General features: G+C 71.3%; 25 protein-coding genes, 4 tRNA genes and 1 pseudogene. 24 read left to right on the plus strand and 6 right to left on the minus strand.

Features of this window, described 5'->3' with window-relative positions:
• The first annotated feature begins 20 nt into the window (after nt 1-20).
• On the plus strand, nt 21-890 hold the full coding sequence (locus ABEA87_RS02020; RefSeq protein ID WP_345625432.1) for a PhzF family phenazine biosynthesis protein: 870 nt from the start codon (nt 21-23) through the stop codon (nt 888-890).
• A gap of 35 nt (nt 891-925) precedes the next feature.
• Here the strand turns inward: ABEA87_RS02020 and ABEA87_RS02025 are convergent, their stop codons facing one another.
• Both ABEA87_RS02025 and amrA read right to left on the minus strand, forming a co-directional pair.
• Nucleotides 926-1,432 carry a hypothetical protein gene (locus tag ABEA87_RS02025; protein ID WP_345625434.1) on the minus strand — a complete coding sequence of 169 codons (507 nt, stop codon included), beginning with the start codon at nt 1,430-1,432 and terminating at the stop codon, nt 926-928.
• A gap of 5 nt (nt 1,433-1,437) precedes the next feature.
• A complete protein-coding gene (amrA, locus tag ABEA87_RS02030) occupies nt 1,438-2,340 on the minus strand; it encodes an AmmeMemoRadiSam system protein A (protein WP_345625436.1) in 903 nt (300 codons plus the stop codon).
• A gap of 154 nt (nt 2,341-2,494) precedes the next feature.
• On the opposite strand from amrA, the gene ABEA87_RS02035 reads away from it, so the two are divergent.
• The 9 genes and pseudogenes from ABEA87_RS02035 (at nt 2,495) to htpX (ending at nt 11,630) form a co-directional block, all read left to right on the plus strand.
• Nucleotides 2,495-3,142: an NADH-quinone oxidoreductase subunit C gene (locus tag ABEA87_RS02035; RefSeq protein ID WP_345625438.1), complete on the plus strand. Its 648-nt coding sequence runs from the start codon at nt 2,495-2,497 to the stop codon at nt 3,140-3,142.
• A 2-nt stretch (nt 3,143-3,144) separates the two neighbouring features.
• Entirely contained in the window at nt 3,145-4,098 is a 954-nt protein-coding gene (locus tag ABEA87_RS02040; RefSeq protein ID WP_345625440.1) for a complex I subunit 1/NuoH family protein, read from the plus strand.
• Between the two features lie 19 nt (nt 4,099-4,117).
• Nucleotides 4,118-4,630, plus strand: a pseudogene (locus tag ABEA87_RS02045) (NuoI/complex I 23 kDa subunit family protein); the annotation flags it as partial.
• 174 nt (nt 4,631-4,804) lie between these two features.
• Entirely contained in the window at nt 4,805-5,317 is a 513-nt protein-coding gene (locus ABEA87_RS02050) for an NADH-quinone oxidoreductase subunit J family protein (RefSeq protein WP_345625442.1), read from the plus strand.
• Nucleotides 5,317-5,796, plus strand: coding sequence for an NADH-quinone oxidoreductase subunit NuoK (nuoK, locus tag ABEA87_RS02055; RefSeq protein WP_345625444.1), 480 nt, complete (start codon nt 5,317-5,319; stop codon nt 5,794-5,796). Before ABEA87_RS02050 ends, nuoK begins: the two co-directional genes overlap by 1 nt.
• Nucleotides 5,793-7,637 carry an NADH-quinone oxidoreductase subunit 5 family protein gene (locus ABEA87_RS02060; RefSeq protein ID WP_345625446.1) on the plus strand — a complete coding sequence of 615 codons (1,845 nt, stop codon included), beginning with the start codon at nt 5,793-5,795 and terminating at the stop codon, nt 7,635-7,637. The genes nuoK and ABEA87_RS02060 overlap by 4 nt, the downstream gene beginning before the upstream one ends.
• Nucleotides 7,634-9,193, plus strand: coding sequence for a complex I subunit 4 family protein (locus ABEA87_RS02065; RefSeq protein WP_345625448.1), 1,560 nt, complete (start codon nt 7,634-7,636; stop codon nt 9,191-9,193). Before ABEA87_RS02060 ends, ABEA87_RS02065 begins: the two co-directional genes overlap by 4 nt.
• Nucleotides 9,190-10,623 (plus strand): NADH-quinone oxidoreductase subunit N, encoded by a 1,434-nt coding sequence (locus ABEA87_RS02070; protein WP_345625450.1) that lies wholly within the window; start codon nt 9,190-9,192, stop codon nt 10,621-10,623. The genes ABEA87_RS02065 and ABEA87_RS02070 overlap by 4 nt, the downstream gene beginning before the upstream one ends.
• 122 nt (nt 10,624-10,745) lie before the next feature.
• Nucleotides 10,746-11,630, plus strand: a complete 885-nt coding sequence (gene htpX, locus ABEA87_RS02075; RefSeq protein ID WP_345625452.1) for a zinc metalloprotease HtpX — start codon at nt 10,746-10,748, stop codon at nt 11,628-11,630.
• A 115-nt stretch (nt 11,631-11,745) separates the two neighbouring features.
• Here the strand turns inward: htpX and ABEA87_RS02080 are convergent, their stop codons facing one another.
• Nucleotides 11,746-12,237: a YajQ family cyclic di-GMP-binding protein gene (locus ABEA87_RS02080; protein WP_345625453.1), complete on the minus strand. Its 492-nt coding sequence runs from the start codon at nt 12,235-12,237 to the stop codon at nt 11,746-11,748.
• Nucleotides 12,238-12,383: 146 nt separating this feature from the next.
• Here ABEA87_RS02080 and ABEA87_RS02085 point away from each other — a divergent pair.
• Nucleotides 12,384-12,464, plus strand: a tRNA-Tyr gene (locus ABEA87_RS02085).
• A gap of 136 nt (nt 12,465-12,600) precedes the next feature.
• On the opposite strand, the gene ABEA87_RS02090 is transcribed toward ABEA87_RS02085, so the two are convergent.
• Nucleotides 12,601-12,780 (minus strand): site-specific integrase, encoded by a 180-nt coding sequence (locus ABEA87_RS02090; protein ID WP_425570708.1) that lies wholly within the window; start codon nt 12,778-12,780, stop codon nt 12,601-12,603.
• 152 nt (nt 12,781-12,932) lie between these two features.
• Entirely contained in the window at nt 12,933-13,676 is a 744-nt protein-coding gene (locus ABEA87_RS02095; protein WP_345625454.1) for a helix-turn-helix domain-containing protein, read from the minus strand.
• 64 nt (nt 13,677-13,740) lie between these two features.
• Here ABEA87_RS02095 and ABEA87_RS02100 point away from each other — a divergent pair, with 64 nt between their 5' ends.
• From ABEA87_RS02100 to ABEA87_RS02115, 4 genes are all read left to right on the plus strand, one after another.
• Entirely contained in the window at nt 13,741-14,310 is a 570-nt protein-coding gene (locus ABEA87_RS02100) for a TIGR03086 family metal-binding protein (RefSeq protein ID WP_345625455.1), read from the plus strand.
• A gap of 243 nt (nt 14,311-14,553) precedes the next feature.
• Nucleotides 14,554-15,141 carry a dihydrofolate reductase family protein gene (locus ABEA87_RS02105; RefSeq protein WP_345625457.1) on the plus strand — a complete coding sequence of 196 codons (588 nt, stop codon included), beginning with the start codon at nt 14,554-14,556 and terminating at the stop codon, nt 15,139-15,141.
• 280 nt (nt 15,142-15,421) lie between these two features.
• Nucleotides 15,422-15,940 (plus strand): SigE family RNA polymerase sigma factor, encoded by a 519-nt coding sequence (locus tag ABEA87_RS02110; protein WP_345625458.1) that lies wholly within the window; start codon nt 15,422-15,424, stop codon nt 15,938-15,940.
• A 2-nt stretch (nt 15,941-15,942) separates the two neighbouring features.
• Nucleotides 15,943-16,947 carry a hypothetical protein gene (locus ABEA87_RS02115; RefSeq protein WP_345625459.1) on the plus strand — a complete coding sequence of 335 codons (1,005 nt, stop codon included), beginning with the start codon at nt 15,943-15,945 and terminating at the stop codon, nt 16,945-16,947.
• Between the two features lie 517 nt (nt 16,948-17,464).
• Here the strand turns inward: ABEA87_RS02115 and ABEA87_RS02120 are convergent.
• The gene (locus tag ABEA87_RS02120) at nt 17,465-17,629 is read right to left on the minus strand and encodes a hypothetical protein (RefSeq protein WP_345625461.1); all 165 of its coding nucleotides are present in this window, start codon (nt 17,627-17,629) and stop codon (nt 17,465-17,467) included.
• Nucleotides 17,630-17,857: 228 nt separating this feature from the next.
• Here ABEA87_RS02120 and ABEA87_RS02125 point away from each other — a divergent pair, with 228 nt between their 5' ends.
• From ABEA87_RS02125 to ABEA87_RS02165, 9 genes are all read left to right on the plus strand, one after another.
• The gene (locus tag ABEA87_RS02125; protein WP_345625463.1) at nt 17,858-18,793 is read left to right on the plus strand and encodes a hypothetical protein; all 936 of its coding nucleotides are present in this window, start codon (nt 17,858-17,860) and stop codon (nt 18,791-18,793) included.
• 817 nt (nt 18,794-19,610) lie between these two features.
• Complete coding sequence (locus ABEA87_RS02130) at nt 19,611-19,832, plus strand: hypothetical protein (RefSeq protein ID WP_345625465.1); 222 nt, start codon at nt 19,611-19,613, stop codon at nt 19,830-19,832.
• Between the two features lie 25 nt (nt 19,833-19,857).
• Nucleotides 19,858-22,383, plus strand: a complete 2,526-nt coding sequence (locus ABEA87_RS02135; protein ID WP_345625467.1) for a putative bifunctional diguanylate cyclase/phosphodiesterase — start codon at nt 19,858-19,860, stop codon at nt 22,381-22,383.
• A gap of 78 nt (nt 22,384-22,461) precedes the next feature.
• A tRNA-Thr gene (locus ABEA87_RS02140) sits at nt 22,462-22,534 on the plus strand.
• An 81-nt stretch (nt 22,535-22,615) separates the two neighbouring features.
• Nucleotides 22,616-22,688, plus strand: a tRNA-Met gene (locus ABEA87_RS02145).
• Between the two features lie 105 nt (nt 22,689-22,793).
• A complete protein-coding gene (rpmG, locus tag ABEA87_RS02150; protein ID WP_306837514.1) occupies nt 22,794-22,961 on the plus strand; it encodes a 50S ribosomal protein L33 in 168 nt (55 codons plus the stop codon).
• 609 nt (nt 22,962-23,570) lie between these two features.
• Complete coding sequence (locus ABEA87_RS02155) at nt 23,571-24,014, plus strand: MaoC family dehydratase N-terminal domain-containing protein (RefSeq protein WP_345625470.1); 444 nt, start codon at nt 23,571-23,573, stop codon at nt 24,012-24,014.
• A gap of 5 nt (nt 24,015-24,019) precedes the next feature.
• Entirely contained in the window at nt 24,020-24,409 is a 390-nt protein-coding gene (locus tag ABEA87_RS02160) for a MaoC/PaaZ C-terminal domain-containing protein (protein WP_345625472.1), read from the plus strand.
• Nucleotides 24,410-24,519: 110 nt separating this feature from the next.
• Nucleotides 24,520-24,592: transfer RNA gene (locus tag ABEA87_RS02165), tRNA-Trp, on the plus strand.
• Nucleotides 24,593-24,694 lie beyond the last annotated feature (102 nt).

Here is a 24,694-nt window from a genome sequence, read left to right on the forward strand (position 1 = left end):
TTGGCGGATAGGGTGATCACATGATCAGCCTGCCGTATCAGATCGTGGACGTGTTCACGGACCGACCGTTCACCGGTAACCCCCTGGCGGTGGTGTTCGACGCCCAGGATCTCGCCGCCGAGCAGCTGCAGGCGCTGGCCCGCGAATTCAACCTCTCGGAGACGGCCTTCGTGCTGCCGCCGACCACCCCCGAGGCGACGTACCGGGCGCGGATCTTCACCACCGAGACCGAGCTGCCGTTCGCGGGTCACCCGAGCGTCGGGGCGGCGGTCACCTTCGCCGAGCGGGCGGGGCGGGAGCCCGGCGCCCTCGTCCAGGAGTGCGGCGCGGGGCTGCTGCCCATCCAGGTGTACGAGGGCGGGAAGGCCACTCTGACCGGTGGGCCGGCCACCGTCGGCGAGGCGCTCGACCCCACCAACCTGCTGGCCGCCGCCGGCCTGACCGACGAGGATTTCGTCGGACCGGCCCCCCGGATCGCGGGCTGCGGCCTGGAGTTCCCGTTCGTCTCGATCACCCGGGACGCGCTGGCCCGCGCCGCCGGGGACGCGGCGGCGGCCCGGGCGGCGGGGCTGTTCGCGGTGAGCCTGGTCGCGTGGGACGAGGCCAACCGGGTCGCGCACACCCGGGTGTTCTTCGGCAGCGGCATGGTGGAGGACCCGGCGACCGGCTCGGCCGCGCTCGGGCTGGGAGTCTGGCTGGTCGCGTCCGGCCTGCTGCCGGGCGAGGGCGAGTCCGAGTACCTGGTGGAGCAGGGGCACGAGATGGGCCGGCCCTCCACGGTCGAGTGCCGGGTGACCGCGCGGGGCGGCACGGTGGTGAACGCGACGGCCACCGGTCGGGTGGTCCCGATCGCCCGTGGCGAGATCGCCGTCCCGCCGTTCGTGGGCTGAGGCCCGCCCTCCCCGGCGCCCAGCGCCGGAGCGTTTTAGTGCTCGGGGCGGGTCGCCCCGCGCACCCGGTGCAGCCGGAAGGGCTTCGCCGTGCGGTTGGCGGCCGGCGTCGGGCGTGGCGGGGCCGCGCCCGAGGCGTCGTGCAGGTCGGGCGCTGCCTCGATCGGTTCGCCGACCGGGACCAGGCGGGCGACCAGGCACTCGTCCGCCCAGCGCCGGACCGTCTCCGCCACGCCGGCCGGTGCGTTGAGCCGCTTGCCGGCCAACTGCTGGGCGATCGTCGGCCACAGCTCGTCGTCCGGTGCCAGCCGATCGACCCTGGCCGGCCAGGTGACGATGCGCCCGCCGTGATCTCCCCGGGCCGAGACGTCCACCACGGTGGCGCCTTCCAGCCCCGGCGCCGGCTGCTCGCCCGGCCCGCTGACCAGGTACAGCGCCCCGTCGCTCCACAGGCACCAGACTGGGTACGGCCCGGGCCGCCCCGGTACGGCCAGCCAGGCCACCGCGGCCTTCTTCATGGCCTCCTCAACCAGCGGGTGCATGCCGGTCACCCTATGTCCTCGCGCGGCGGGGCGTCAGTGAACTCCTCGCTGGTGTAGCGGGCGGCCCTCATCCCGTCCGGCCAGGCCCCGTCCGGCCAGCCCCCCTTGGCCAGCAGCGCCCGGACGAACTGGTCCGGATCGGCGAGCTTGCGCCACACCGCTGGCAGAAAGGTGGCCCGCCGGCGGCCGTCCGTCAGGATCAGGCCGTCCAGCCCGGGGCGCAGGGCGGCCACCAGCCCGGCCAGCTCGCGCACCGGCAGCGGTGCGGGGTCGGTGAGCACCGATACGGACACCGCCAGGCCCGGCCAGTCGGCCCTGGTCACCGGTGGCAGGCGAGGGTCGGTGGTGGCCCGGCGGGCGTTGCGCGCCACGTCGAGGTACAGCGGCCGGACCGGGAGCAGGCTGCCGATGCAGCCGCGTAGCCGGCCGTCGGTCTCTAACGTGACGAACGACGCACCCGGCCTGTGCAGCCGCGCCTCGACCGGGGGCCGGTCGTCTGGCGGGGCGCCGCGCAGCCTCGCGGCGACCGCGGCCACCGCGAGGCTGGCCAGGCTCCGGCCCTCCGCAGCCGACAGCCCCGGGATGGCCGACAGCCGCGGATTGGCCGACAGCCCCGGGATCGCCGACGACGGCGGCTTGATCGCCGACGACGGCGGCTTGATCGACGACGGCGGGGCGTTCGAGGGCGGCGGATCGGCGGACAGCGACGGGGCACCCGATCGCGGCGGGCCGGCCGGCGGCGCGAGCCGGGTCGAGGGGACCGGCTCGGCCGGCCACGGGGCGCTCGGGGGCGGTGCGCTCGGGGGCGGTGCGTTCGGGGGCGGTGCGCTCGGCGGCGATGCGTTCGGGGGCGGTGCGCTCGGCGGCGATGCGTTCGGGCGTTCGGAGCGAAGGCGAGGCTCGCTCATCGGTTCAGTCTAATTTCGTTCGGCCTTTTGGCCAGTTTTCGATCGGTTCCTTCGGTTGGCTCCCCGGGCCTCCAACGGGCGGATCGAGGTGCGGCCCGGGGAGCCGACCGGTCGGCGGAGCACCGGGTCTTCCCTGCCCGGTTACGATCCATCCATGACGCCGGAGGAGTTGGGTACCCGGCTCGGTGGCGCGGCCTCGGTCTCCGGGGGTGGCGCCTGGTCCAGGGTGACCGTTGACGTGGCGGTGGACGGCTGGGCGCCGGCCGTGCATACCGCGCGGAACGATCTCGGATACGACTACCTGGACTGGCTGTCCGCCGTCGACGAGTTGGACGACGGGTTCCGGATCGTCGCGCACCTCTGGTCCACCACCGGGCGGACCGGAGTCCTGCTGCGGACCCTGGTGTCCAGGGAGTCGGCCGCCGTGCCGTCCATTGTGGACGTGTTCGCCGGCGCGGCCTGGCACGAGCGGGAGACGCACGAGATGTTCGGCGTCGACTTTCCGGGGCACCCGGGCGGCCTGCGGCCCCTGCTGCTGCCCCCGGAGTTCGAGGGGCACCCGCTGCGCAAGGAGTTCGTCCTCGCCGCGCGGGTGGCGAAGGCCTGGCCGGGCGCCAAGGAGCCGGGCGAGTCCCATGATCCGCACGCGGCCCGACGGGCCCCGATGCGGCCCCCGGGTGTTCCGGCGCCGGGCGAGTGGGGTCCGCGCCCGCCGGCCGGCGAGCCGAGCGGGGCGGGCGGGTCCGGCCCGGCCGGCCGCGAGCCCGGCCCGCGGCCGCGCACCCCCGACGGCCAGGGGTAGCCGTGATCGAGGTCATCATCCGGGTGCTCGGCGTGGTGGTCGCATTCCTCACCCTGCCGCTGCTGGTGGGCCAGGCCGAGCACAAGGTGATGGCGCACATGCAGGGCCGGCTCGGCCCGATGTACGCGGGAGCCTTCCACGGGTGGGCCCAGTTGATCGCGGACGGCGTGAAGTTCGTCCAGAAGGAAGACATCGTCCCGGCTGACGCCGACCGGCCGGTGTTCCGGCTCGCGCCGGTCATCGCGTTGCTGCCGTACCTGGTCGCGCTGCTGTTCATCCCGCTCGGCCCGGGCGACTGGATGGTCGGCCAGCCCATCGACATCGGGCTGTTCGTGGTGCTCGCCGTGGTGGGCGTGGGCGTGGTGGCGGTGCTCATGGCCGCCTGGTCCAGCGCCAACAAATACTCGCTGCTCGGCGGCCTGCGGGCGGCGGCCCAACTACTCGGGTACGAGCTGCCGTTCGTGCTGTCCGCGGCCAGCGTGGCGATGGCGGCCGGCACGCTGAGCCTGTCCGGCATCGTGGCGGCCTGGCGGCCCTGGTGGCTGCTCTGGCAACTGCCGGCCATGGTGGTCTTCTTCGTGTCCGGGCTGGCCGAGATCCGCAGGCCGCCGTTCGACATGCCGATCGCGGACTCCGAGCTGGTCTTCGGGTACCTGACCGAGTACACCGGGCTGCGCTTCGCGTTCTTCCTGCTCGCCGAGTACGTGGGCATAGTGGTCATCTCCGCGCTGACCACCGTGCTGTTCCTCGGCGGGTGGAAGGGCCCGTTCGACGCCCCGATGGGCTGGCTGTGGACGCTGGTCAAGACGTTCGCGGTGAGCTTTGTGGTGATCTGGGTGCGGGTGGCGTACCCGAGACTGCGCGAGGATCAGCTCCAGCGGCTGTGCTGGCTGGTACTGGTGCCGGTGTCCCTCGGTCAGTTGGTGCTCACGGCGGGGGTACGGGTGCTCGCGTGAGCGCGCGGAACGGGGAAGGATGAGCGGCATGGAAGCAATACCCGGCAAGGGCCTGGCGAAGGGCCTGGCGGTCACCGCCCGGACCATGGCCCACCGGGCGCACACCCAGCAGTACCCGGACGTCGAGCCGGACCTGCCGCCACGATCGCGTGGGGTGATCGCCCTCTTCGAAGAAAATTGCACCGTCTGCATGTTGTGTGCCCGGGAATGCCCGGACTGGTGCATCTATATAGATTCGCACAAGGAGGAGGTGGTGGTACCGGGCGCCGCCCGGCCGCGCCAGCGCAATGTGCTGGACCGGTTCGCCATCGACTTCTCCCTCTGCATGTACTGCGGCATCTGCATCGAGGCGTGCCCGTTCGATGCCCTCTACTGGTCGCCGGAGTTCGAGTACGCGGAGTACGACATCCGCGACCTGCTGCACGAGAAGGACCGGCTGCGGGAATGGATGTGGACGGTGCCGCCGCCGCCCGCGCACGACCCGATGGGCGAGCCGGCGAAGGAGGAGAGCGTCGCGGCCCGCAAGGCCGCCAGATAAGCGAGCGGAGCGAGCCATGGAGGATGGTTCGATCTACGTGTCGACCGGTCTGGCTCGGCGCGTCTGGCGCCGCGCGACGACCCGGACCAGTCGATCGACCGGTCTGGCTCGGCGCCTCGGGCGCCGCGCGACGACCCGGACCAGTCGCGGGCCGGCCGGGGCGGCGTGATGACCGCGGCCGACGTCCTCCTGCTCGCGCTCGGCGCGATAGCGATCGGCGCCGGCGCTCGGGTCGTGACCACCCGACACGTGGTCCGCGCCGGGCTGTGGCTCGTGGTCACCCTGGGCGCCGTCGCCGGGGCCTACCTGGTGCTGGCGGCCGAACTGGTCGCCTGGGTGCAGGTGCTGCTGTACGTCGGCGCGGTCGTGGTGCTGCTGCTGTTCGCGGTGATGCTCACCCGGGCGCCGATCGGGGCCAGCCCCGACCTGGACCGGCCGGGCTGGACCGGACTGCTGGTCGGTGGCGGCGCCGGGGCGGGCCTGGCCGCGCTGCTGATCGATGGGTACCGGTGGCAGCGGGTGGACGCGCCCGCCGTCGGCTCGGCGCAGCTGCTCGGCGGTGAGGTGTTCCGGCACTGGGTGCTGCCGTTCGAGGTGCTCTCCGTGCTGTTGCTGGCCGCCCTGATCGGCGCGGTCGTGGTCTCCCGGCCGGACGCCGACGACGATTCCGGCGGCGACTGATGCACCCCGTCATCCCGTACCTGACGGCGGCCGGCCTGTTCGGATTCGGCGTGTACGGCGTGCTGGTGCGCCGCAACGCGGTGCTGCTGCTGATGTCGGTCGAGCTGATGCTCAACGCGGTGAACCTGATCCTGGTCACCTCGGACGCCGCCGTGCGGGCCGAGCTGCCCGCCTCCGGCCAGGTGTTCGCGCTGTTCGTCATCGTGCTCGCGGCCGCCGAGGTGGGCGTGGGGCTGGCCCTGATCCTCCAGCTGTACCGGCTGCGGGCCAGCGTCGCGGTCGACCGGATCCCGCTGTCCGACCCCGATCCGGCGCGCGTCGAGCGAGGCCCGTCCATCGACGGCACCCCGGCATCCGAGGGCATCCCGGCGCCCGAGGGCATCCTGGCACCCGAAAGCGTCCCGGCATCCGAGGGGATCCCGGCGCAGCGCGGCACGCCCGGGGCCGGCGTGCCGTTGCGCGACGAGGCGGACCGGTGAGCGTCGTGGCCGGCGCGCTGCCGGCGGTACCCCTGCTGGCGGCGCTGCTCGGCCTGCTGTTGCCGGCACGGGGTGTCGGCCGGGCCCGGGCCGGCGCGATAGCGCTCGGCGTCGGCGGTGCCGCGGCGGCGCTCGGGCTCGCCGTCGCCCTGGCGCTCCACAATGGACCGGTCGACGGCGGGTACCGGATCGCCGACTTCGGCGACCTGCCGGTGACCCTGTCGGTGCGGGTCGACGGCGCCGCCGCGCTGGTGGCCGTCGCGGTCGGCGTCGTGGCGCTGGCGGTACAGGTGTACTCGGTGGCGTACTTGACGCACGACGACCGGTACCCGCCCTATGCCGCCCAGGTGTCGCTGTTCACCGCCGCAATGCTGCTGGTGGTGGTCTCCGGCGACCTCATCGCGTTGCTGGTCGGCTGGGAGGTCATGGGCATCTGCTCATACCTGCTGATCGGGCACGACCGCGCCCTGCCGGAGGCGCCGGGCGCGGCGGTCAAGGCGTTCCTGGTCACCCGGGTCGGCGACGTGGGCTTCCTGATCGGCATCGCGCTGCTCGGCCTGTCCGCCGGGTCGTTCCGGATCGCCGACGTGCTCGCCGCGCACTACTCGCCGGCCCGGCTCACCCTGGCCACCCTGCTGCTGCTCGCCGGGGTGGCCGGCAAGAGCGCGCAGTTTCCGCTGCACACCTGGCTGCCCGACGCGATGGCCGGCCCGACCCCCATCTCCGCGCTGATCCACGCGGCGACCATGGTGGCGGCCGGCATCTACGTGGTGACCCGGCTCTACCCGCTGTTCCTCGGCGCACCCGCCACCCTGGCCGTGCTCGGCGTCATAGCGTCGATCACCATGCTGCTCGGCGCCCTCGCGGCGACCGCGCAGGACGACATCAAGCGGGTGCTGGCCTGGTCCACCGTCTCCCAGATCGGGTACATGGCCGGGGCGCTGGCCGTCGGGGCGGCCCCGGAGGCGCTGTTCCACCTGCTGTCCCACGCGGCGTTCAAGGCGTTGCTGTTCCTGGCGGCCGGCTGCGTCATCCACGCGGTGGGCACCAACTCGATGGCGGCCATGGGAGGGCTGCGCCGGGCGCTGCCGGTGACCTTCTGGTGCTTCACCGTCGGGCTGGCCGCGCTGGCCGGGGTACCGCCGTTCGCCGGGTTCTGGAGCAAGGACGCGGTGGTGGCGGCGGCCTTCGACGCCCGAGGGGGCGGGCCGGCGGCCGGCTGGGTCGACTGGGTGGTCTGGCTGTCGGCGTTGGGCACCGCGCTGGCCACGGCCTGGTACGCGACCCGGCTCTGGCTGCGCACCTTCTTCGGCGCGAGCCGTGGCGACCGCCGGGGCCACGAGGCCGGACCGCTCATGCTCGTACCGGTCGTGGCGCTGGCCGTGCCGGCGACGCTGCTGGGCCTCGCCGGCCTGGTTCCCGGGTTCGCCCGCCAGCTGGGCGCCCCGGCGCTGGTGCACCTGAACGCGGCCACCGTTCCGCCGCTGCTGTGCCTTCTCGCCGGGGCGCTGCTGGGCTGGGCGCTGTGGCGGCGCGCTCCGGCCGCCGATCCGGCGCTGGCCCTGGGCCGGGCGGCGCCGGTGTTCGCCGCCGCGTTCTACCTCGACGCGGTCCAGCGCGCGGCCGTCGTCCGGCCCGTACTGTGGCTCGCCGCACTCGTCCGACGCGCCGACGAGTCCCTTGTGGATGGAGCGGTGGAGGCGACGGGGCGGCACACGATGGGCCTCGGCGAGGCGGTCGGCCGGTGGCACCGGACCGCGCTGCCCCGGGCGACCGCCACCGTGCTCGGCGGGGCGCTGCTGATCGGACTGGTCGCGGTGCTTCTGGCGGGTGCCCGATGACGGCCGGGCAGGCGCTGCTCGTCGCCACGCTGGCGTTCCCGGCGCTCGGCGCGGCCGGCGCGGCGATCCTGCCCGCGCGCGCAGATCGGGCCGGCCGGCTGGTCGCCGTCTCGGGCGCGGCGCTCGCCCTCGTGGCCAGCGTCCTGCTCTACGGCTGGCGTCCGGCGGCCCCGGCCGGTCCGGCGCGGCCGGGAGAGATCCGCCCCTGGCACGAACTGAACCTTCGTTGGGCCTCCGGCCTGGACCTACGCTTCCACATCGGGGTGGACGGTATTTCCTACCCCTTGGTAGTGCTGACCGCCCTGCTGACCCTTATCTGCGGTATCTATACACTGTGGACGGTTCCAGCCGTGGAGGTGGTGAGCCAAGAGGCACAACCTCGAAGCACACCACCTCCATGTACGCGTGGACGCCTGCTCGCCGCACTGCTGCTGGCCATCGAGGTCGGCATCGTGGGCGTGTTCCTGTCGCTCGACCTCGTCCTGTTCTTCGTGTTCTTCGAGGTCGTCCTGCTACCCATGTACGCGGTCATCGCGGTGTGGGGCGGGCCGGCGCGGCGGCACGCGGCCCGCAAGTTCGTGCTCTACACGCTGTCGGGCTCGGTGCTGCTGCTGGTCGGGGTGTTCCTGGTGGTGACCCGCGCGGGCACCGGCGACCTGGTGGCGCTGTCCGCCGCACACGGAGCCGGACTGTCCGAGGGGCTCCAACTCGCCGCGTTCGTGTTGCTGGCCCTCGCGTTCGCGGTGAAGAGTCCACTGTGGCCACTGCACAGCTGGCTGCCGGACGCGCACACCGAGGCGCCGACGGTCGGCTCGGTGATCCTGGCCGGGGTGCTGCTGAAGATGGGGACGTACGGGCTGCTGCGGATAGCGGTCGGGGTGCTGCCCGACGCCGCGCGCCGGGTGGCGCCCGTACTGGGCGTGCTCGCGGTGGCCGCGATCCTGGTAGGCGGGCTGGTGTGCCTGGCGCAGACGGAGCTCAAGCGCCTGATCGCGTACTCCAGCGTCGGGCACATGGGCTTCGTGCTGCTCGGTATCGCCACCCTCAACGCGACCGGCGTGCAGGCCGCCCTGATCGGCAACATCGCGCACGGCATAGTCACCGGCCTGCTGTTCTTCCTCGCCGGGGCCATCAAGGACCGGGCGCACACCGGGGAACTGGCCCAGCTCGGCGGCCTGCGCGACCGAATGCCCCGGCTGGCCGGCCTGCTCGGGTACGCGGCCATCGCCTCGCTCGGGCTGCCCGGGTTGGCCGGGTTCTGGGGCGAGGCGTTCGCGGTGATCGCGGCGCTGCGCCATGGCGGTCCATTGTGGACCGTGTTGGCCGTGGCGGCGGCGCTCGGCGGGGCGCTGGCCGCCGCGTACTTCCTCCGGCTGCTGCGCCGGGTCAGCCACGGGCCGGTCGGGCCGGCGTTCGCCGGTGGTTGCCCGCCGCTGTCCGCCGGTGAGCTGGTGTCCTGGGCCCCGCTGGTGCTGCTGACCCTGGCCGTCGGGCTGATCCCCGCGCTGGTGCTCGGGTTGGCGCACGATCCCGTGATGGCGCTGGTGGCACGATGAACCTGAACCAGGTCGCCCTGCTGCCCGGGTACTGCGCGGCCGGCACCGCGCTGCTGGCGTTCCTGGTCGACCTGCTGGTACCGGCCCGGCGGGCGGCCGTCGCGGCGGCCACCGCACTGGGTACCCTCGCCACCGCCGTCGCGGCGGTCGCGGTCGGACGGGGCCCGGTGCGCCGCACGTTCTGCTCGGTCGGCTGCTCGTACGTGGCCGATCACCGGGCCGCACTGGTGGCCGTCGTCTTCGCGCTGCTGACCCTGGTGGTTGTGGCGCTGTCGGTGCCGAGCCAGTCGCAGGGCGAGTATTACTTCCTGCTCGGCTGCTCGATGACCGGGGGCGTGGTGCTCGGCTACACCCGGGATCTGATCAGCCTGACCGTCGCGGTGGAGACCCTGACCCTCCCGCTGTACCCGCTGGTCGCGTTCCGCCGGCGCAGCGTGGCCAGCGCGGAGGGCGCGGTCACCTTCTTCGTGGTCAGCGTCGTGTCCACCACGGTGACCCTGCTCGGGGCCGCCCTGCTGTACGCGTCCACCGGCGCGCTGCACTTCACCCGGCTGGCCGCGGCGTTGGGCCACGGGCCCCGTCCGCCGATGGTGACAACCGGTGCCGTACTGGTGATCGCCGGACTGGCCTTCAAGGTGGCCGCGGTGCCGATGCACGCCTGGGCGCCCGCCGCGTACGATGGCGCGCCGGTCCCGGTCGCCGCGTACCTGTCGACCGCGTCCAAGCTCGGTGGCGTCATCGCGATCCTGTACGTCGCCGTGGACGCGCTCGGGCCGGCGCTTCCCATCGTGGGGCCGGCACTCGCGGTGGTGGCGACGCTCACCATGATCGTCGGTAACCTCGGCGCGCTGCGCCAGGCGCGGATGGTGCGGCTGCTCGCCTGGTCCTCGATCGCACAGGCCGGGTACATCCTCGCCCCGCTGGGCGCGCTGGCGCTGGCCCGGGGGCGTACCGCTCAGGGGGTGTCCGGGGCGGTGGCGGCCACCCTCGGGTACGCCGTGTTCTACGTGATCCTGGAGATCGGCGCGTTCGGCGCGGTCGTCGCCCTGCGCGGCGGTCGGGACGGCGGCCGGATCACCGACTATGCCGGCGCGGCGCGGCGCGCGCCCTGGGTGACCGGTGTGTTCGTGCTCTCGATGATCGGCCTGGCCGGCCTGCCGCCCGGCCTGGCCGGGCTGTTCGCGAAGGTCGTCGTGGTCCGGGCGCTGCTGTCCGGCGGTGCGGCCTGGTTGGCGATCGTGGTGGCGATCAACTCGGTGGTCGGGCTGGCCTACTACGTCCGGGCGATCGGGGCGCTCTTCGCCGGGAACGGCGAACCGGATTCCCGGATCAAGATCGGGTGGCCGGTCGCCGCCGCGCTCGGCGGGGTCGCTCTGGTGGCCGTGGTGGTCGGATTCGCCCCCCAGTTGGTGATCGACGCGGTGGCCTGACCGTCTTAAACCTGATCATGATCGGCGGATTTTCAGGCTCCTCCCAGCCGATTCACGGCAAAATGCGGGAAGGCACCCCGGCCGGCAACGCGTTGTACCGGTCAACCGTAAAAGGAGTGAACGTGCACCGGCACTTCAATGGATTCAAGACTGCGGCCCTCCTGGGCCTGTTGACCGGCCTGATTCTGGCGGTCGGTTGGCTGTTCGGCGGGAGCGGCGGCCTGATGATCGCCGTGCTCATCTCGCTGGTGATGAACGCTGTCTCCTACTTCTACTCCGACAAGATCGCCCTGCGCGCGATGGGGGCCCGCCCGGTCGGCCAGGCCGAGGCGCCGCAGCTGTACGCGATCGTCAGCGAGCTGAGCAGCAACGCCCATCAGCCGATGCCCCGGCTGTACATCAGCCCGACGCCGCAGCCCAACGCGTTCGCGACCGGTCGCAACCCGCAGCACGCCGCGGTCTGCGTCACCGAGGGCATCATGCGCATGCTCGACCCGCGTGAGCTGCGCGGGGTGATCGGCCACGAGCTGTCCCACGTGTACAACCGGGACATCCTGATCTCGTCGGTGGCGGCCGGGTTGGCCGGCATCATCACGATGCTGGCGCACCTGGCATGGTTCATTCCGCTCGGCGGCCGCTCGGACAACGACCGGGACGGGGGGATCCTCGGTGCCCTGGCCATGCTCATCCTCGGCCCGCTCGCCGCGACGGTGATCCAGCTCGCGATCAGCCGTAGCCGGGAGTACCAGGCGGACGCCTCCGGCGCCGCGCTGACCAAGGACCCGCTCGCGCTGGCCAGCGCTCTCCGCAAGATTGACTCGGGTACTCGCGCGCTGCCGCTGCCGCCCGAGCGCCAGCTGACCAGTGCGGCCCACCTGATGATCGCCAACCCGTTCCGCCGGCAGGGCCTGGCCCAGCTGTTCTCCACCCACCCGCCGATGGCGCAGCGCATCGCGCGGCTGGAGCAGCTGGCGGGCAACCAGGGTCCCGTCACGTACCTGCGCTGACCCTCGAAAACCGCAAACCAGCCTGGTCGCCGCTTCGCGGCTGGCCAGGCTGGTTACTTTTCGCGGGTCGCGGCACCGGCTTCGCGGGCCGACGGCGGGCGGTGGCCCGGCCGATCTACCGGTAGTTCGTGAACTGGAGCGCCACTCCGAAGTCGGCCTGCTTCAGCATCGCGATCACGGTCTGCAGGTCGTCCCGCTTCTTGCCGCTGACGCGCAGCTGGTCGCCCTGGATCTGAGCCTGGACGCCCTTGGGCCCGTCGTCGCGAATCTTCTTGCTGATCGACTTGGCCTTGTCCGACTCGATCCCCTGCATGATCTTGCAATCGATCCGGTAGGTCTTCCCGGAGGGCTTCGGCTCGCCGGCATCCAGCGACTTCAGCGAGATGTTGCGCTTGACCAGCTTCTCCTTGAAGACCTCAAGGGCGGCCCGGGCGCGGTCCTCGGTCTCGGCCACCACGGTGACCGCGTTCTCGCCGGCGTGGCTGACCTTCGCACCGGTACCCCGGAAGTCGAACCGCGTCTCCAGCTCCTTCTCGGCCTGGTTGAGCGCGTTGTCGAGCTCCTGCCGGTCGACCTTGCTGACGATGTCGAACGATGGATCTGCCACGTCGTCTCTCCTGTATGCGAGATTCGTCCATTCAGCTTGCCACGTACCCGGCGGCGTGCCGACGGTACCCGTTTGCGCGAGACCCCGGCTCTACCGTTATCCTTGCTTCCGCTACGGTGGCGGAGCGCCACGGCAGCGATTGTCACGGCGGGTTGCCCGAGTGGTCAAAGGGAGCAGACTGTAAATCTGTCGCGAGAGCTACGGAGGTTCGAACCCTCCACCCGCCACAGTCTCGCACAACGGCCCCTGATCAGCGGAAACGCTGACCAGGGGCCGTTGTCGTGAGTCCCGCTCAGTCTCACCCGGGCCAGTCTCGGCTCACTCGCTGCGGCAAATACGTGGCAAGGTTTCAGGCATGATCCACTAGCTGTGACCTGGCATAACGTCCTCTGGCAGGTTCAGCGCGGACTCGATCCGGCGGCGCGCCGCCCCGGCCCGCCCGTCGATGCGCTTCGCGTAGACCCGCAGCGGCACGTGAACGCTATGCCCGGCCCACTCGGCGACCTGGGGCGCCGGTACCCCGGCGCTGAGCCAGGTCGACACGGCAGCGTGACGCAGATCATACGGGCGGCGAGCCAGCGTCGACCGCCGTCGGACAGGCCGGCGCACAGCTCGGCGCGCGCGGCGCCGGCCCTGGCGGCGACCGCCCGCACCCGCGCCACGACGCGACCCACACTCAAATCGGGGGAGGCGGACTAATACCGCTGCGCGTACCAGGTCGGTGGCTCGCCGAACATGCTCTTGAAGTCGCGGATCAAGTGGCCCTGGTCGGCGTAGCCGAGGTCTGCCGCCAGCGCGGCCCACTCGATTGCCCCGCCGGCGGCCATGCGTGCGGTCACCTCGTGCAGGCGGTAGCGGCGGATCACCCACTTGGGCCCGATGCCGACGTACTCCGCGAACAGCCGTTGCAGCCGCCGCATGTTCAGCCCCAGCTCGCCGGCGAGGCGTTCGACCGTGGTCACGGCCTTGTCCTTGGCGATCAGCTCGACCGCGGCCATCGCCTGGCGCACCCGGGGGTCGTCGTCCGGCAGGTGTTTGCGCAGGAACGCGTCCACGGTCGGCACGTCGAGCGTCGTGGGCAGGTCCGGGCCGAACACCTCGGTCGCCGGGACGACGCGGTCGGTGATCGTCGAGACGGAGGCACCGAGGAACGGGCGGAAGCAGCCCGGCCGGAACGCGACGCCGAAGACGTGGTCGCGGCCCTCGAGGACCTTGAGCTGGTAGCCGCTGCACACGCCGTTGACGTCCGCGCGGCCGCCGCTGAACGACAGGTGCACGTTCGGGTACGGCACGATCTTCTGCCGGTAAGGCTCGGCGTAGTCCCAGCGAGCCTCCCAGTACTGCTCCACCCACGGCGCGAGCGTCGGCGACGGGCCGTGGAACGCGTGGCGCTGATACCTGGTCCACGCACCCCGCAGCTCACGAACGTCTCGCCCCACACGGCAGAGTTTATGTCGCCTTTGTTCAAGACCCCTCCGGCCCGCGCCGCCTATCGTCGCCGTCATGTCACACCTATCCAACGCGGCCGAGGCCATGGCCGCGGTCGCCCGCACCATCACCGACGACCAGCTCGCCAACAAGACTCCGTGCACGGAGTACGACGTGCGGGCACTGGTGAACCACCTCCTGTTCTGGGGCCCGTCGCTCGCCGGCGGCGGCCGCAAGGAGTCCGTTGCGCAGCCGGCGGCCGCCGAGTCCGATGTGGACCTGGCGGCCGGCGACTGGCGCGGCCGCCTACTCGCCCTGCTGGACGACATCACGTTGTCGTGGGCGCCGCCGAGCGCCTGGGAGGGCGAGACGAGCATGGGCACGCCGCACACGCTGCCCGCGCCCGTCATGGGCGACATGATCGTCGGCGAGTTGGCCGTGCACGGCTGGGACCTGGCGGTCGCGACCGGGCAGCGGCTGGAACTGCCTGACGACCTGTTGGCGCATCTGCGCGACACGGTGTTCGCCGGCGTGGAGCAGGGGCGGGAGATGGGCATGTACGGACCGGAGGTCGCGGTGCCGGCCGACGCGCCCACCTTGGACCGCATCATCGGCCTGACCGGCCGTGATCCCGCCTGGGCGTAGTCACCGACTGGTGATGTCGGCCATATCTGGCGCGAACCCTTCACCCGCCACATTCTCGCGGAACGGCCCCTGGCCAGCGGAAACGCTGACCGGGGGCCGTTGCCGTAGGTCTCATTGGGGCTCACCCGGGCGCACTCAAGCTCACTGGTCGTCTCGCATACGTGTCGGCGTCTCGGAGGGCTGGCCGGCCGCCTCGACAGCTAGGGCAACCTCGATCATCCGGCGGGCCGCCCCCGCCCGTCGATGCGCTCGGTGGACGGTTTCCTCGCCGATGCGAACGATCAGGTCGGCCCACTCTTCGACTGGTGTGTCAACGGCGATGTCGAAATCATCGACGGTGGCGAAATCAAGGTCTCGCAGGCGTCGGCCGACTACGTCATGACGATGTGGGCGGGGATCGGGTCGATGGTGATCGGGCGCCACCTGTTCGACATGATCAATGGCTGGGAGGGCGTGCCGCCAGCGGGGGATCACGTGATCGTGGTGTCGCACCGGCCCAGACCCGACGATTGGCACCCCACGGGGTTGCACTCCGTACACCCCCGGGAGCGTCAGGCGTCGTACTACTTCATCAGCGACGTGGCCGAGGCGATCGCGAAGGCCAGGGAACTCGCCGGGGAGCGCGCTGTCGCCGTGGCGGCGGGCGACGTCGGCGGACAGGCATTCGCCCTCGGCCTGGTGAACGAGGTGGCGATGGACGTCGCGCCGGTGGTCTTCGGCTCAGGCAAGCGGTACTTCGGGTCGACCGATGCCCAGCATCTGCTCGAAGACCCGCACACGGTGATCCAGGGCGACCGCGTGCTGCACCTGCGCTACCGAGTCCGCCGCTGATCTAGATGTCGCATTCGAGTCCGACGGCCCCTGGTCCGCGCGGACGCCGACCAGGGGCCGTTGTCGTAGGCCCGCCTCGACCCCGCCGGGCGGCCCGACGCCGGCGACGTTCCCGGTCGCCGCGGTCCCGGCCCCGCTGACCCCGGCCGCCGTTGACCTGGCCTTTGGGTCGCCGGGCGTGGTTTTCTTCCGAGCGCCAGACGTACCGCCTCAGAAAGATCCGAACCCCCGTGACAACGTCCGCGCCCATACCGGTGTCTTTCCCGATGTGACGACCGTAATGAAGCACCGACCAGCCGGGACGGCGAGCGGCGCGGAGCAGGATTTCCGGGATTTCGTCCAGAGGATCGCCGCATCGTTGCACCGCACGGCGTACTTGCTGTGCGGGGACTGGTATCTGGCCGACGACCTCGTCCAGGAGGCCCTGGCGAAGGCGTACAGCCACTGGCGCAAGGTCCAGCGGGCCGACAGCCCGTCCGCGTACGTGCGACGCATTCTGATCAACGAGTCGCGACGCAGCTGGCGCCGGAACCGGAACCTCACCGTGCATCCCGACGCCGACGTGACCGACATCACCGTCGCTGACCTGTCCGACGAAGTGGTGAACCGCGCCGAGCTGCTCCAGGCGTTGCAGTCGCTGCCCGCGCGGCAGCGGGCGACCGTCGTCCTGCGGTTTCTCGAGGGGCTCAGCGAGCGGGAGACCGCGGCGGCCCTCGGGTGCAGTGAGGGCACCGTCAAGAGCCAGACGAGCCGGGCGTTGATCAAGCTCAAGTCCGTCCTGAATCAAGGAGACCACTGACCATGTCGCACGAGACCGAGGAACGTCTGAGCACGGCGCTGCAGGACATCGTCGGGGACCGGCCGTACGCGCCCGACCTCGATCAGATCGAGACCCGCGGACGGAAGCTGCGGAACCGTCGCGTGGCGTGGCGCGCGACCGCCGGTACCGGCTTCGTCGCGGCGGTCGCGGCGGTCGCCGTGGCTACCGCCGGCGTTGGCACCCAGGCTCCGGCGCACAATCTGGCCGTCCCGAGTTCGGCGGCGACCGGTGGCGCGACGGACGCGAACGCCCCACTGGTGCAGCTGGCCGGTTACCTGACCACCGCTGCGCAGCCCCAGGGCGACGCGACGCTTCTGCTGCGCGACCAGGTGTACACGAACGGCCTCAAGGTCGACGTCTGGGACCTGCACGCCGACAACGGCGACTACTACTTCTCCAAGACCCGCGGCGGCCTTCCGGCCCAGGTGAAGGGCGATCACAAGCAGGCGGACGAGGCCGGGCGCAAGAACGTGGTCGCGGCGGCGAAGCAGGCGGCCGACGGCGACCTGGACCAGGCCCGCAAGCTGATGGCGCTCGCGTACCTCCCGGCCAACCCGAAGGTCAAGCCGACTCTCGACCCGCCCGGTGCCAAGCCCGCCGTCGACGACAAGGTTCTTGAGAAGCTCAAGGTCCTCGCGCAGAACGGGATCCACGAGGATGTGTCCGACCTGTCCAACTGGACCGACAACTGGGTCTGGAACGACTCGATGGACGCCCTGACGGTCGGCGGCGGCAGCCCGACGGTCCGCGCCGGGGTGCTGCGGCTGCTGGGGCAGATGCCCGAGGTCAAGGTCACCAAGGGCACCCTCGACGGCCAGGCGGTACTGACCCTCGCCGCCGGCAGTCTGGCCACCGGAGACGGGACCCAGAGCCTGATCGTCAACGCCGACACGGGCCTGCCGATCAAGTACGTCGCCAACGGCGTCACCGTCAATTACACGGCGACCCGCGTGACCCTCGCGGATGTGGCCAACGGCCAATTCTGATCCGCACCAGCTGATGCCAGGGCCGGCCCGTCCGCCGGCCCTGGCATCGTCGCGTCGCCCGCCGACCCGGCCGTCACCGCCGGCTCGACAACTACAGGGACAGAACAGTGACACAGGTCACCATCGACGCGCGGGATGATCCCGTGGCACCGTGCCTGGCCACCTACGAGTGCTCTGCCGATGTATCGACGCTTCTGCGTACCGAGCCCCGGAAAGGTGCCTCTACCAGGTCGTGTCCGGCGCGGGATCTTCGTCACGACCGGTTTACGCACGTCCTCTATGGGGAGTAACGTCCACGCATGCCCGTCGTTGCGTCGCCCCGTCGTCGACGTCACGCGCATCGATCGCTGCCGCTGCTCGTCGGTCTTGCCCTGCTTTCTGTGGCGGCCGGGGCGCGGTATGGGCATCCGGTTCCGGTCAACACGGCCTCGGTTGGTGCGTCCGCATCGGCCCACGCCGAGCTGACCGCGCGGGACGCATCCATCCCGGCTCCCCTCGCGACCGGCGTCGACGCCGGTTACACCACGGTGGCCGAGGCCACCGGTCCCCGCGACGGCGCCGACCAGTGGAGTGCGCACCGGGCCCCGCTCACCGCGACCGCGCCCATCATGGCGCCCGCGGCCGCGAGCCGGCCGGCCGCGGCGTACCCGTCCGCCGCACTCCGCACCTCCGTGCCTCTCACGGTGGGCTCGCGGGCTCCTCCGATCGCATAACACCTGACGGCCGCGCTTCGGGCCGCCAGGAACTCCACGCCACCTTCCGTTCCCACATGGGTGGACCCCGCCGGTCATAGCGGCGTACCGGTCCATACCCCACAGGCCGCCCCTTGTGGACCTTCTCATCGGAGTGGCCACCCCGCACGCCAAACGCATCGATCTTGGACGAGGTATCGATCGTGGGAAATTTCGTCATGCATGAGCTCCTCACCGATGTCCGTGAGGCCCTGACCATCTGGCTGGGTCTCGTCGCGCTGACCGCGCTGGTCTGCGCGGTCATCTCGCTGACCAGCCAGCGCGGTCGCGAGCGGCGTGCGGCCCGCCGAGCCGCGCGGGCCCGTCGCGCCGCCGTCCGAAGGGCGCGCGCCGCCGCCGATCCCGCCCAGCGGGCCGAGGTGACACCGGCCGGCGTCGCGGCTCGCCGGGGCCGCGGGTCGCTGCCCGCCGCCGTGGCGGCCACCGCCGGCGATTCCTCCGGCGACTCGCCCGACGAGCTGCGCCGGTACGCCGAGGAGGTGGCCGTGGCCGCCGGCCGGGCGGCGGTGACGGCGCAGCGACGGCGGCAGGAGTGGCACGCCGTGCTCAATGCGCAGGATGCGGCGTGGCGCGCGTACGAGAACGCCGACAAGGCCGCCCGTCGTGCCATGAAGGCGGCGGTCTACCCGGTGCCGGACACCGAGCTGAACACCGAGGAGGCGCAGCAGCGGGAACGGTACCTGCTGCGGGCCGCCACCAGCGCGTACCACCGGGGCGAGCTGACCATCGAGCAGTTGAGCGCGGCCATGATGCACCGCGAGGGCTGGGACCCGAAGCTGCATCCGTTCCAGCAGGATCTGATCATCCGCCGCACCGGCCGTGCCCGGCTGCTGCGGACCTATCAGTCGGTGTCCGACATCGAGCGGATCGCGTGGCAGCAGGCGGAGATCTCCGCCGCGGCGCAGCGCAGCCTGAACGCCGAGGCGTTCGATGCCGCGATGCGTGCCCACCGGGCGCGGCACCCGCTGCCGGACAAGAGCCAGCCGGCCACCGTGCCGGTCGCGGTGTCCGTCGCTCCGGCCCCGGCCCGCCGGCCGGCCGTGGGACGCGCCCGGGTACCCGCACAGCTGCGGCACGGCGTCTCCGGCTCGTAGTGCCGACGGGAGGCTCGCCCGGGCGTCCACGTGCCGGCACCCGGAACCGTCGGGAGCGCCGCCCCGGAACATCGCGGGATATAACCGATTCGTCGGTATCCTCTGCGCGGTCAGCTGTCCGGAAAGGGGCAATACCGAGCATTACCGCTATTCCGCCGTTAATTGTCGATCTGGCGGTGCAAAGCGCGATAGTCAACTGCCGTGACTTCCCCGTGGGGTAACGCTATCTTGACCCCTCCACTGGCCCCTGTGTTTCTCATGAATGGTGGCCCAGTGGTCGATGGCGCTCCGAAGGAATCAGTGACGATCCGTAATTTCCCCGGTTTCGAACCCGAGTGCGGATGAGTCCCTTTGCGGAGGCCGGACCCGGGACTCAGGGTGCGACGGACTCGCCGGCCCGCCGCCAATAGATCCGGACCGCCGCCCGGGGCTGCGGTGCGTTCCGGGCGATCCTTCCCAGCAGGCCGGCGTCCCCCTTGGCCACGAGAAAACACCCGTCAGGCCGCCGGCCGTCGCCGCCTCGCCCACCGGCACCCTGCGCGATCGTGGAATCACAACCGCCGGCTGTCGACGGGCGCGATAACCAGGCGGTCGATCATACTTTCGGCCATATCGCGATGACCTTTTGGCCAGCATCTGCACTAGCCGCCGGGTCATCCTTGGCCACTTTCGCTGGTCTCGTCGTCGCAATGGGTGAGAATTGACGAGTCAATCGGCTCAAGGGTGCAGCTGGACTTTTGCTATGACGGCTTCTGTGGCAACATCGTCAACATTACTCCTCGCTAACCATCGACTGGTCTCGCCAACAGGAGCTGCAATGAACAGACGCAGGCTGCGTAGCGGCACGCTGCGGCTCATAGTGATGGCGGCGGTCGCGCTCGGCATCATCATCGCCGCCGCCCCAACCGGCCGGGTGGCCGCCCCCGCGAGTGACGACAGCCCCCAGGCGGTCGTCGTCAGCGTTGTCGGTTCCACCCCGGGCTCCCCGCTGCTGGGCGGGATGCACGAGATGAGCCCGGCGGACGTCATTTGGGTCTGACCCGCCGGTCCTGACGTTAGGGAGCGTGACGATTACCGTGACCGCTCCGCGCCGACCGGAGTACCTCGCCTGGTTTATTAGCGGGCCGCTGACCGTCCTAACGATCTTGCTGGCGGTGCCGGCGGTAGCGCATCACCGGCCCGTCTTCGGCTCGCTCCCCGAGGCCGCCGCATTTCTGGCGGTGTTCGTCGCGGCCGACGCGCTCTCGTTCACCGTAGAGGTGCGTCGGCACGGTCTCCGGATCGTGCCGACGGAGATTCCGTTCATCGTCGCACTGTTCTATCTGCCGCCGCTGACCCTGCTGCTGGTCCGGACGCTGGCCAGGTTGATCGTGCAGGCCCGGGTCGGGCCACCGGTCAAGCTCGCCTTCAACACCTCGAGCATTCTCGCCAGCACCGCGGTCGGGGCGCTGATCGTCTCGTACTCCGATCCGCTGGGCACCGGGCCGCGCAGTTGGCTGGTGCTGTTCGCGGCGACGGTGGCGACCGTGCTGTTCAGCGTCGCCGCCGTACTCGGGGTGATCTCGCTGGTACAGGGCGGCGCCTCGCTCCGGCGGATAGTGCGCACCTCGACGCCCGGCCTGGCGGTGGGCAGCATCAATTCCGCGGTCGGGCTGCTGGTGCTGATCACGATCCAGCGCAGTCCGTGGGCACTCCTGCTGGTGGCCGGCCTCGCCGCCGCTCTGTTCGTGGTGTACCGGGCGTACGCGCAGTCGCTGCGGCAGCACCGGTCGCTTAGCGAGATCTACGACCTGACTCGTGCCGTGGCGGAGACCAACAACGACGTCACCCTGGCCGATGTCCTGCTCGCCCGAGTGCGCGGGCTGCTGCAGGCCGAGTGGGCGACGTTGTGGCTGCCGGCGCAGGGCCGCTTCCCGGAGACGCTGCTGTCGGCGCGGGTCGACGACGGCGGCCTGATCGACCTCTCGGCGACCCCGGAGAGCCAGCGGCACCGGGCGTTCGACCAGGGCATCACGGTGGCCACCGGGCCCAAGCTGGACGGCGACGACCAGTCGCGGGCCGCGCTGCGGGAGGCGGGTACCAAGGACGCGATAGTGGTACCGCTGCGCTCCGGTGGAGCGGTGATCGGCACTCTCGAGGTGGCCGACCGGCTCGGCGGTCCGACGGTCACCTTCCGAGCCGAGGACATCCGGCTGCTGGAGACCGTGGCGGTACATGCCTCGGCGGCGGTGGAGAATTCGCGGCTGGTCGACCGGCTCCGGTTCGACGCGCACCACGACGCGCTCACCGGCCTGCCGAACCGCCGGCGCATGGCCAACGCTCTGGAGCAGGCCGTGAAGGTGCGTGCCCCGGGCGAGGCGGTCGCCGTACTCCAGTTCAACCTGTCGGGACTGCGTGACGTCAACGAGTCCCTGGGGTACGCGGCCGGCGACGAACTGCTGTCCGAGGTGGCTCGCCGGCTGCGCGAGGCCGCCCCGGCGGCGGCGCTGGTGGCCCGGCTCGGCGGCGACGAGTTCGCGGTGATGCTGCGGACTCCGGGTGCGGACGCCGCGATCGCCCTCGCCGGTGAGCTGCGGCAGGCGCTACAGGATCCGATAGAGATCGGTGAACTGAAGCTGGACGTGGACTCCGCGGTGGGCATAGCGATGCATCCGGACCACGGCGCCGAGCCGGGGATCCTGCTGCAACGCGCCGACGTGGCCACCCACGTGGCGAAGCTGATGTCCCCGGCCGTACAGCTGTTCAACATCGGCCTGGAGTCCCGGTCGAGCCGGCGGCTCGCCCTGGCCGGCGACCTGCGGCGCGCGCTGGACAACGACGAGCTCGAGGTCTATTTCCAGCCGAAGGTGTCGTTCCGCACCCGCCAACTCGTCGGGGTGGAGTGCCTGGCCCGGTGGGAGCGCAGTGCGCACGGGTCCGTCTCGCCGGAGGACTTCGTCGCGGTGGCGGAGCACACCGGGCAGATGGGCCGGCTCACCGAGGCGGTGCTGCGGGAGGGGCTGCGCCGGTGCCGGGAGTGGTCCCTGGCCGGCAAGCCGCTCAACGTCGCGGTCAACCTGTCGCCCCGTACCCTGACCGATCCCGAGTTCCCGGCCTGGGTGAGTGGGCTGCTGGCGGAGTACGACGTGAGCCCCGACCAGCTGACCCTGGAGATGGCCGAGAACGGCATGTCCGGTGGCAGCGACCGGATGCTCCCGATCCTGAATCAGCTCAGCGAGATGGGCGTACGGCTGTCGGTCGACGACTTCGGAACCGGGTACTCGTCGCTGTCGTACCTGCGCCGGCTGCCGGTACACGAGGTCAAGATTGATCGGACGTTCATCCAGGGCATGGCGACCGATCCGGGTGACCTGGCGATCGTTCGGGCGATCGTCGACCTGGCCCGGCACTTCGGGCTGAGCGTGGTCGCGGAGGGCGTGGAGAGCGAGCTGACCCTCTCGCTGCTGGAGGACATCGGCTGCCACACCGGCCAGGGATTCCTGTTCAGCCGCCCGCTGTCCTACGACCGGCTGGAGGCATGGTTCTCCGCTCAGACGGAGCCGGAGCCCACGCCGGCGGGTGAGATACGACGGCTGCGCGCCGTTCCCTGACACCCGCATACCGGTTCGACCCGCCCGCATGAGTTGTGTACTCTTACCCGGTGCGCTTCTCCGGACGGAGATAGCGACGCCCCCTTAGCTCAGTCGGCAGAGCGTCTCCATGGTAAGGAGAAGGTCTACGGTTCGATTCCGTAAGGGGGCTCGACCTGCCAGTTGACGCTGCGGGGGCTCCTGCCGGTCGATTCCGGTAGGTGGTCTCGCCGGTCAACGCCGGAGGGCAGTTGGCGGTGTAGCTCAGTTGGTAGAGCAAGCGGCTCATAATCGCTGTGTCGCCGGTTCAAGTCCGGCCACCGCTACGGTTAGCGGGGCGTCTCCAGGGCGCCCGCTTTGCGTCCGTGGCCGTCAAGCGGCTACCCTGGGACGCCGAGCAAAAGTCCCATCAGCGAGGAAGGCACTCCGCCGTGGCTAAGGCGACCGACGTACGTCCCAAGATCACGCTGGCGTGTGTGGAGTGCAAGGAGCGCAACTACATCACGCGCAAGAACCGCCGTAACGACCCGGACCGCGTTGAGCTGAAGAAGTTCTGCCCGCGTGACGGCAAGCACACTCTGCACCGCGAGACCCGGTAGTCCCACCGACCGGTCGAGTCGGTCGGGCGGCGCCCTCGGCGCCCGGGCCCGGTAAGGCGAAGAAACATCGTCCGCGGATGGCGGCGTCCCGATTTCGGGGCGTCGCCATCAGTGCGTTCCGGCGCGTACTGGGCGCCCAGCCGGTCGTTTCCCCGCCTACGTATTCGGCCCGCCTCTCGGCCTTATCCGGCCGGATCGTGGGCCTCATTCGGCCGGCTCGTTGGTCTGCGCCGGCGCCGGGTTCGACGGGGGTGTCCAGAGCCCTCCGCGCGCCCTGGGCGGCGCCGGGCGGGTCCGGGCGGTGTTCCGCCGGCGGGGACGGGCTCCGGCGGCGTGGGCGGCGCTCGGGCGGCGTGGCCGGGGCTGGGCCGGCGTGGCCGGGGCTGGGCCGGCGTGGCCGGGGCTGGGCCGGCATGGACGCGCTCGGGCGGCATGGACGCGCTCGGGCGGCACGGACGGGCTCGGGCGGCACGGACGGGCTCGGGCGGCATGGATGGGCCCGGGCGGCAGGGATGGGCCCGGGCGGGGCGGACTCTCGGGCAGCGTGGGCGGGCTCGGCTGGCTGATGGCGGCGGCTCGGCGTGGGTCGCCGGGCGGTAGGTTCGCACCATGCCACTGGATCCGTCGTTCGAAGGCCACGCCTACCCGCCGACCCCGCCCTACCGGGTCGGGCGGGAGAAGATCCGTGAGTTCGCCGAGGCCATCGGGGCCGAGGACGAGGAGTACCTCGATCCAGAAGCTGCCCGGAAGCTGGGCTACCCGGACGTGATCGCTCCGCCGACATTCGCCGTCGTGCTGACCAACTCGGGCGTCCGGCAGCTGGTCGAGGACTCGGATCTCGGGCTGGACTTCAGCCGGGTCGTCCACGGCGACCAGCGCCTCCAGCACAGCCGCCCGATTCACGCCGACGACGTGCTGACCTGCCGGAGCACCATCGAGAAGATTGTGTCGCGGGGCGGGCACGACTTCGTCACCGCGCGCACCGAGGTGGTCGACCAGGACGGCGAGCTGGTGGTCACCGGCTGGTCGAAGCTCGTGGTACGGGGGGAGTGAGCGAGATGGATCTCGTGGAGCGCAGGTATCGGATCACCCGGGCGGATCTCGTCCGGTACGCGGGTGCGTCCGGTGACTTCAACCCGATCCACTGGAGCGACCGGGTCGCGACCGGCGTCGGTCTGCCCGGCGTGATCGCGCACGGACTGTTCACCATGGCGCTGGTGAGCCGGGCGGTGACCGACTGGGTGGGGCACCCCGGTTCCGTGATCGACTATAGTGTCCGTTTCGCGCGCCCGGTGGTGGTGCCGGACACCGACGAGGGCACCGAACTGGTGGTCACCGGTGTCCTGAAGGGCACGACAGAAGAAGGCCACGCGATCCTGGATCTCACCGCCACCTGTGAAGGAGAGAAAGTACTCAGTCAAGCTCGGGCGACGGTGCGGGTGGCATGACCGGGGATGCCCCGCGGGTTCCGGTTGGGAAATCCCGGTCGATACCCGTACACTGGGCGGCCGTAGGGTGATCCAACCCTGGCCGGGTGCGGTCAGGGTGAGCTCTTCCTAGGGGTGTGGCGCAATTGGTAGCGCAGCGGTCTCCAAAACCGCAGGTTGCAGGTTCGAGTCCTGTCGCCCCTGCAGGCTTTGACGGACGGCGGGCCAGCCGGCCCGCATTTAAAAGGAAGAGCGCGGCAGTGATCCGCAGCGCGTGACATATCACCTTCGATTGGAAGAGGGCGA

The sequence above is a fragment of the Rugosimonospora acidiphila genome (assembly GCF_039543385.1).
Lineage (GTDB): Bacteria > Actinomycetota > Actinomycetes > Mycobacteriales > Micromonosporaceae > Rugosimonospora > Rugosimonospora acidiphila.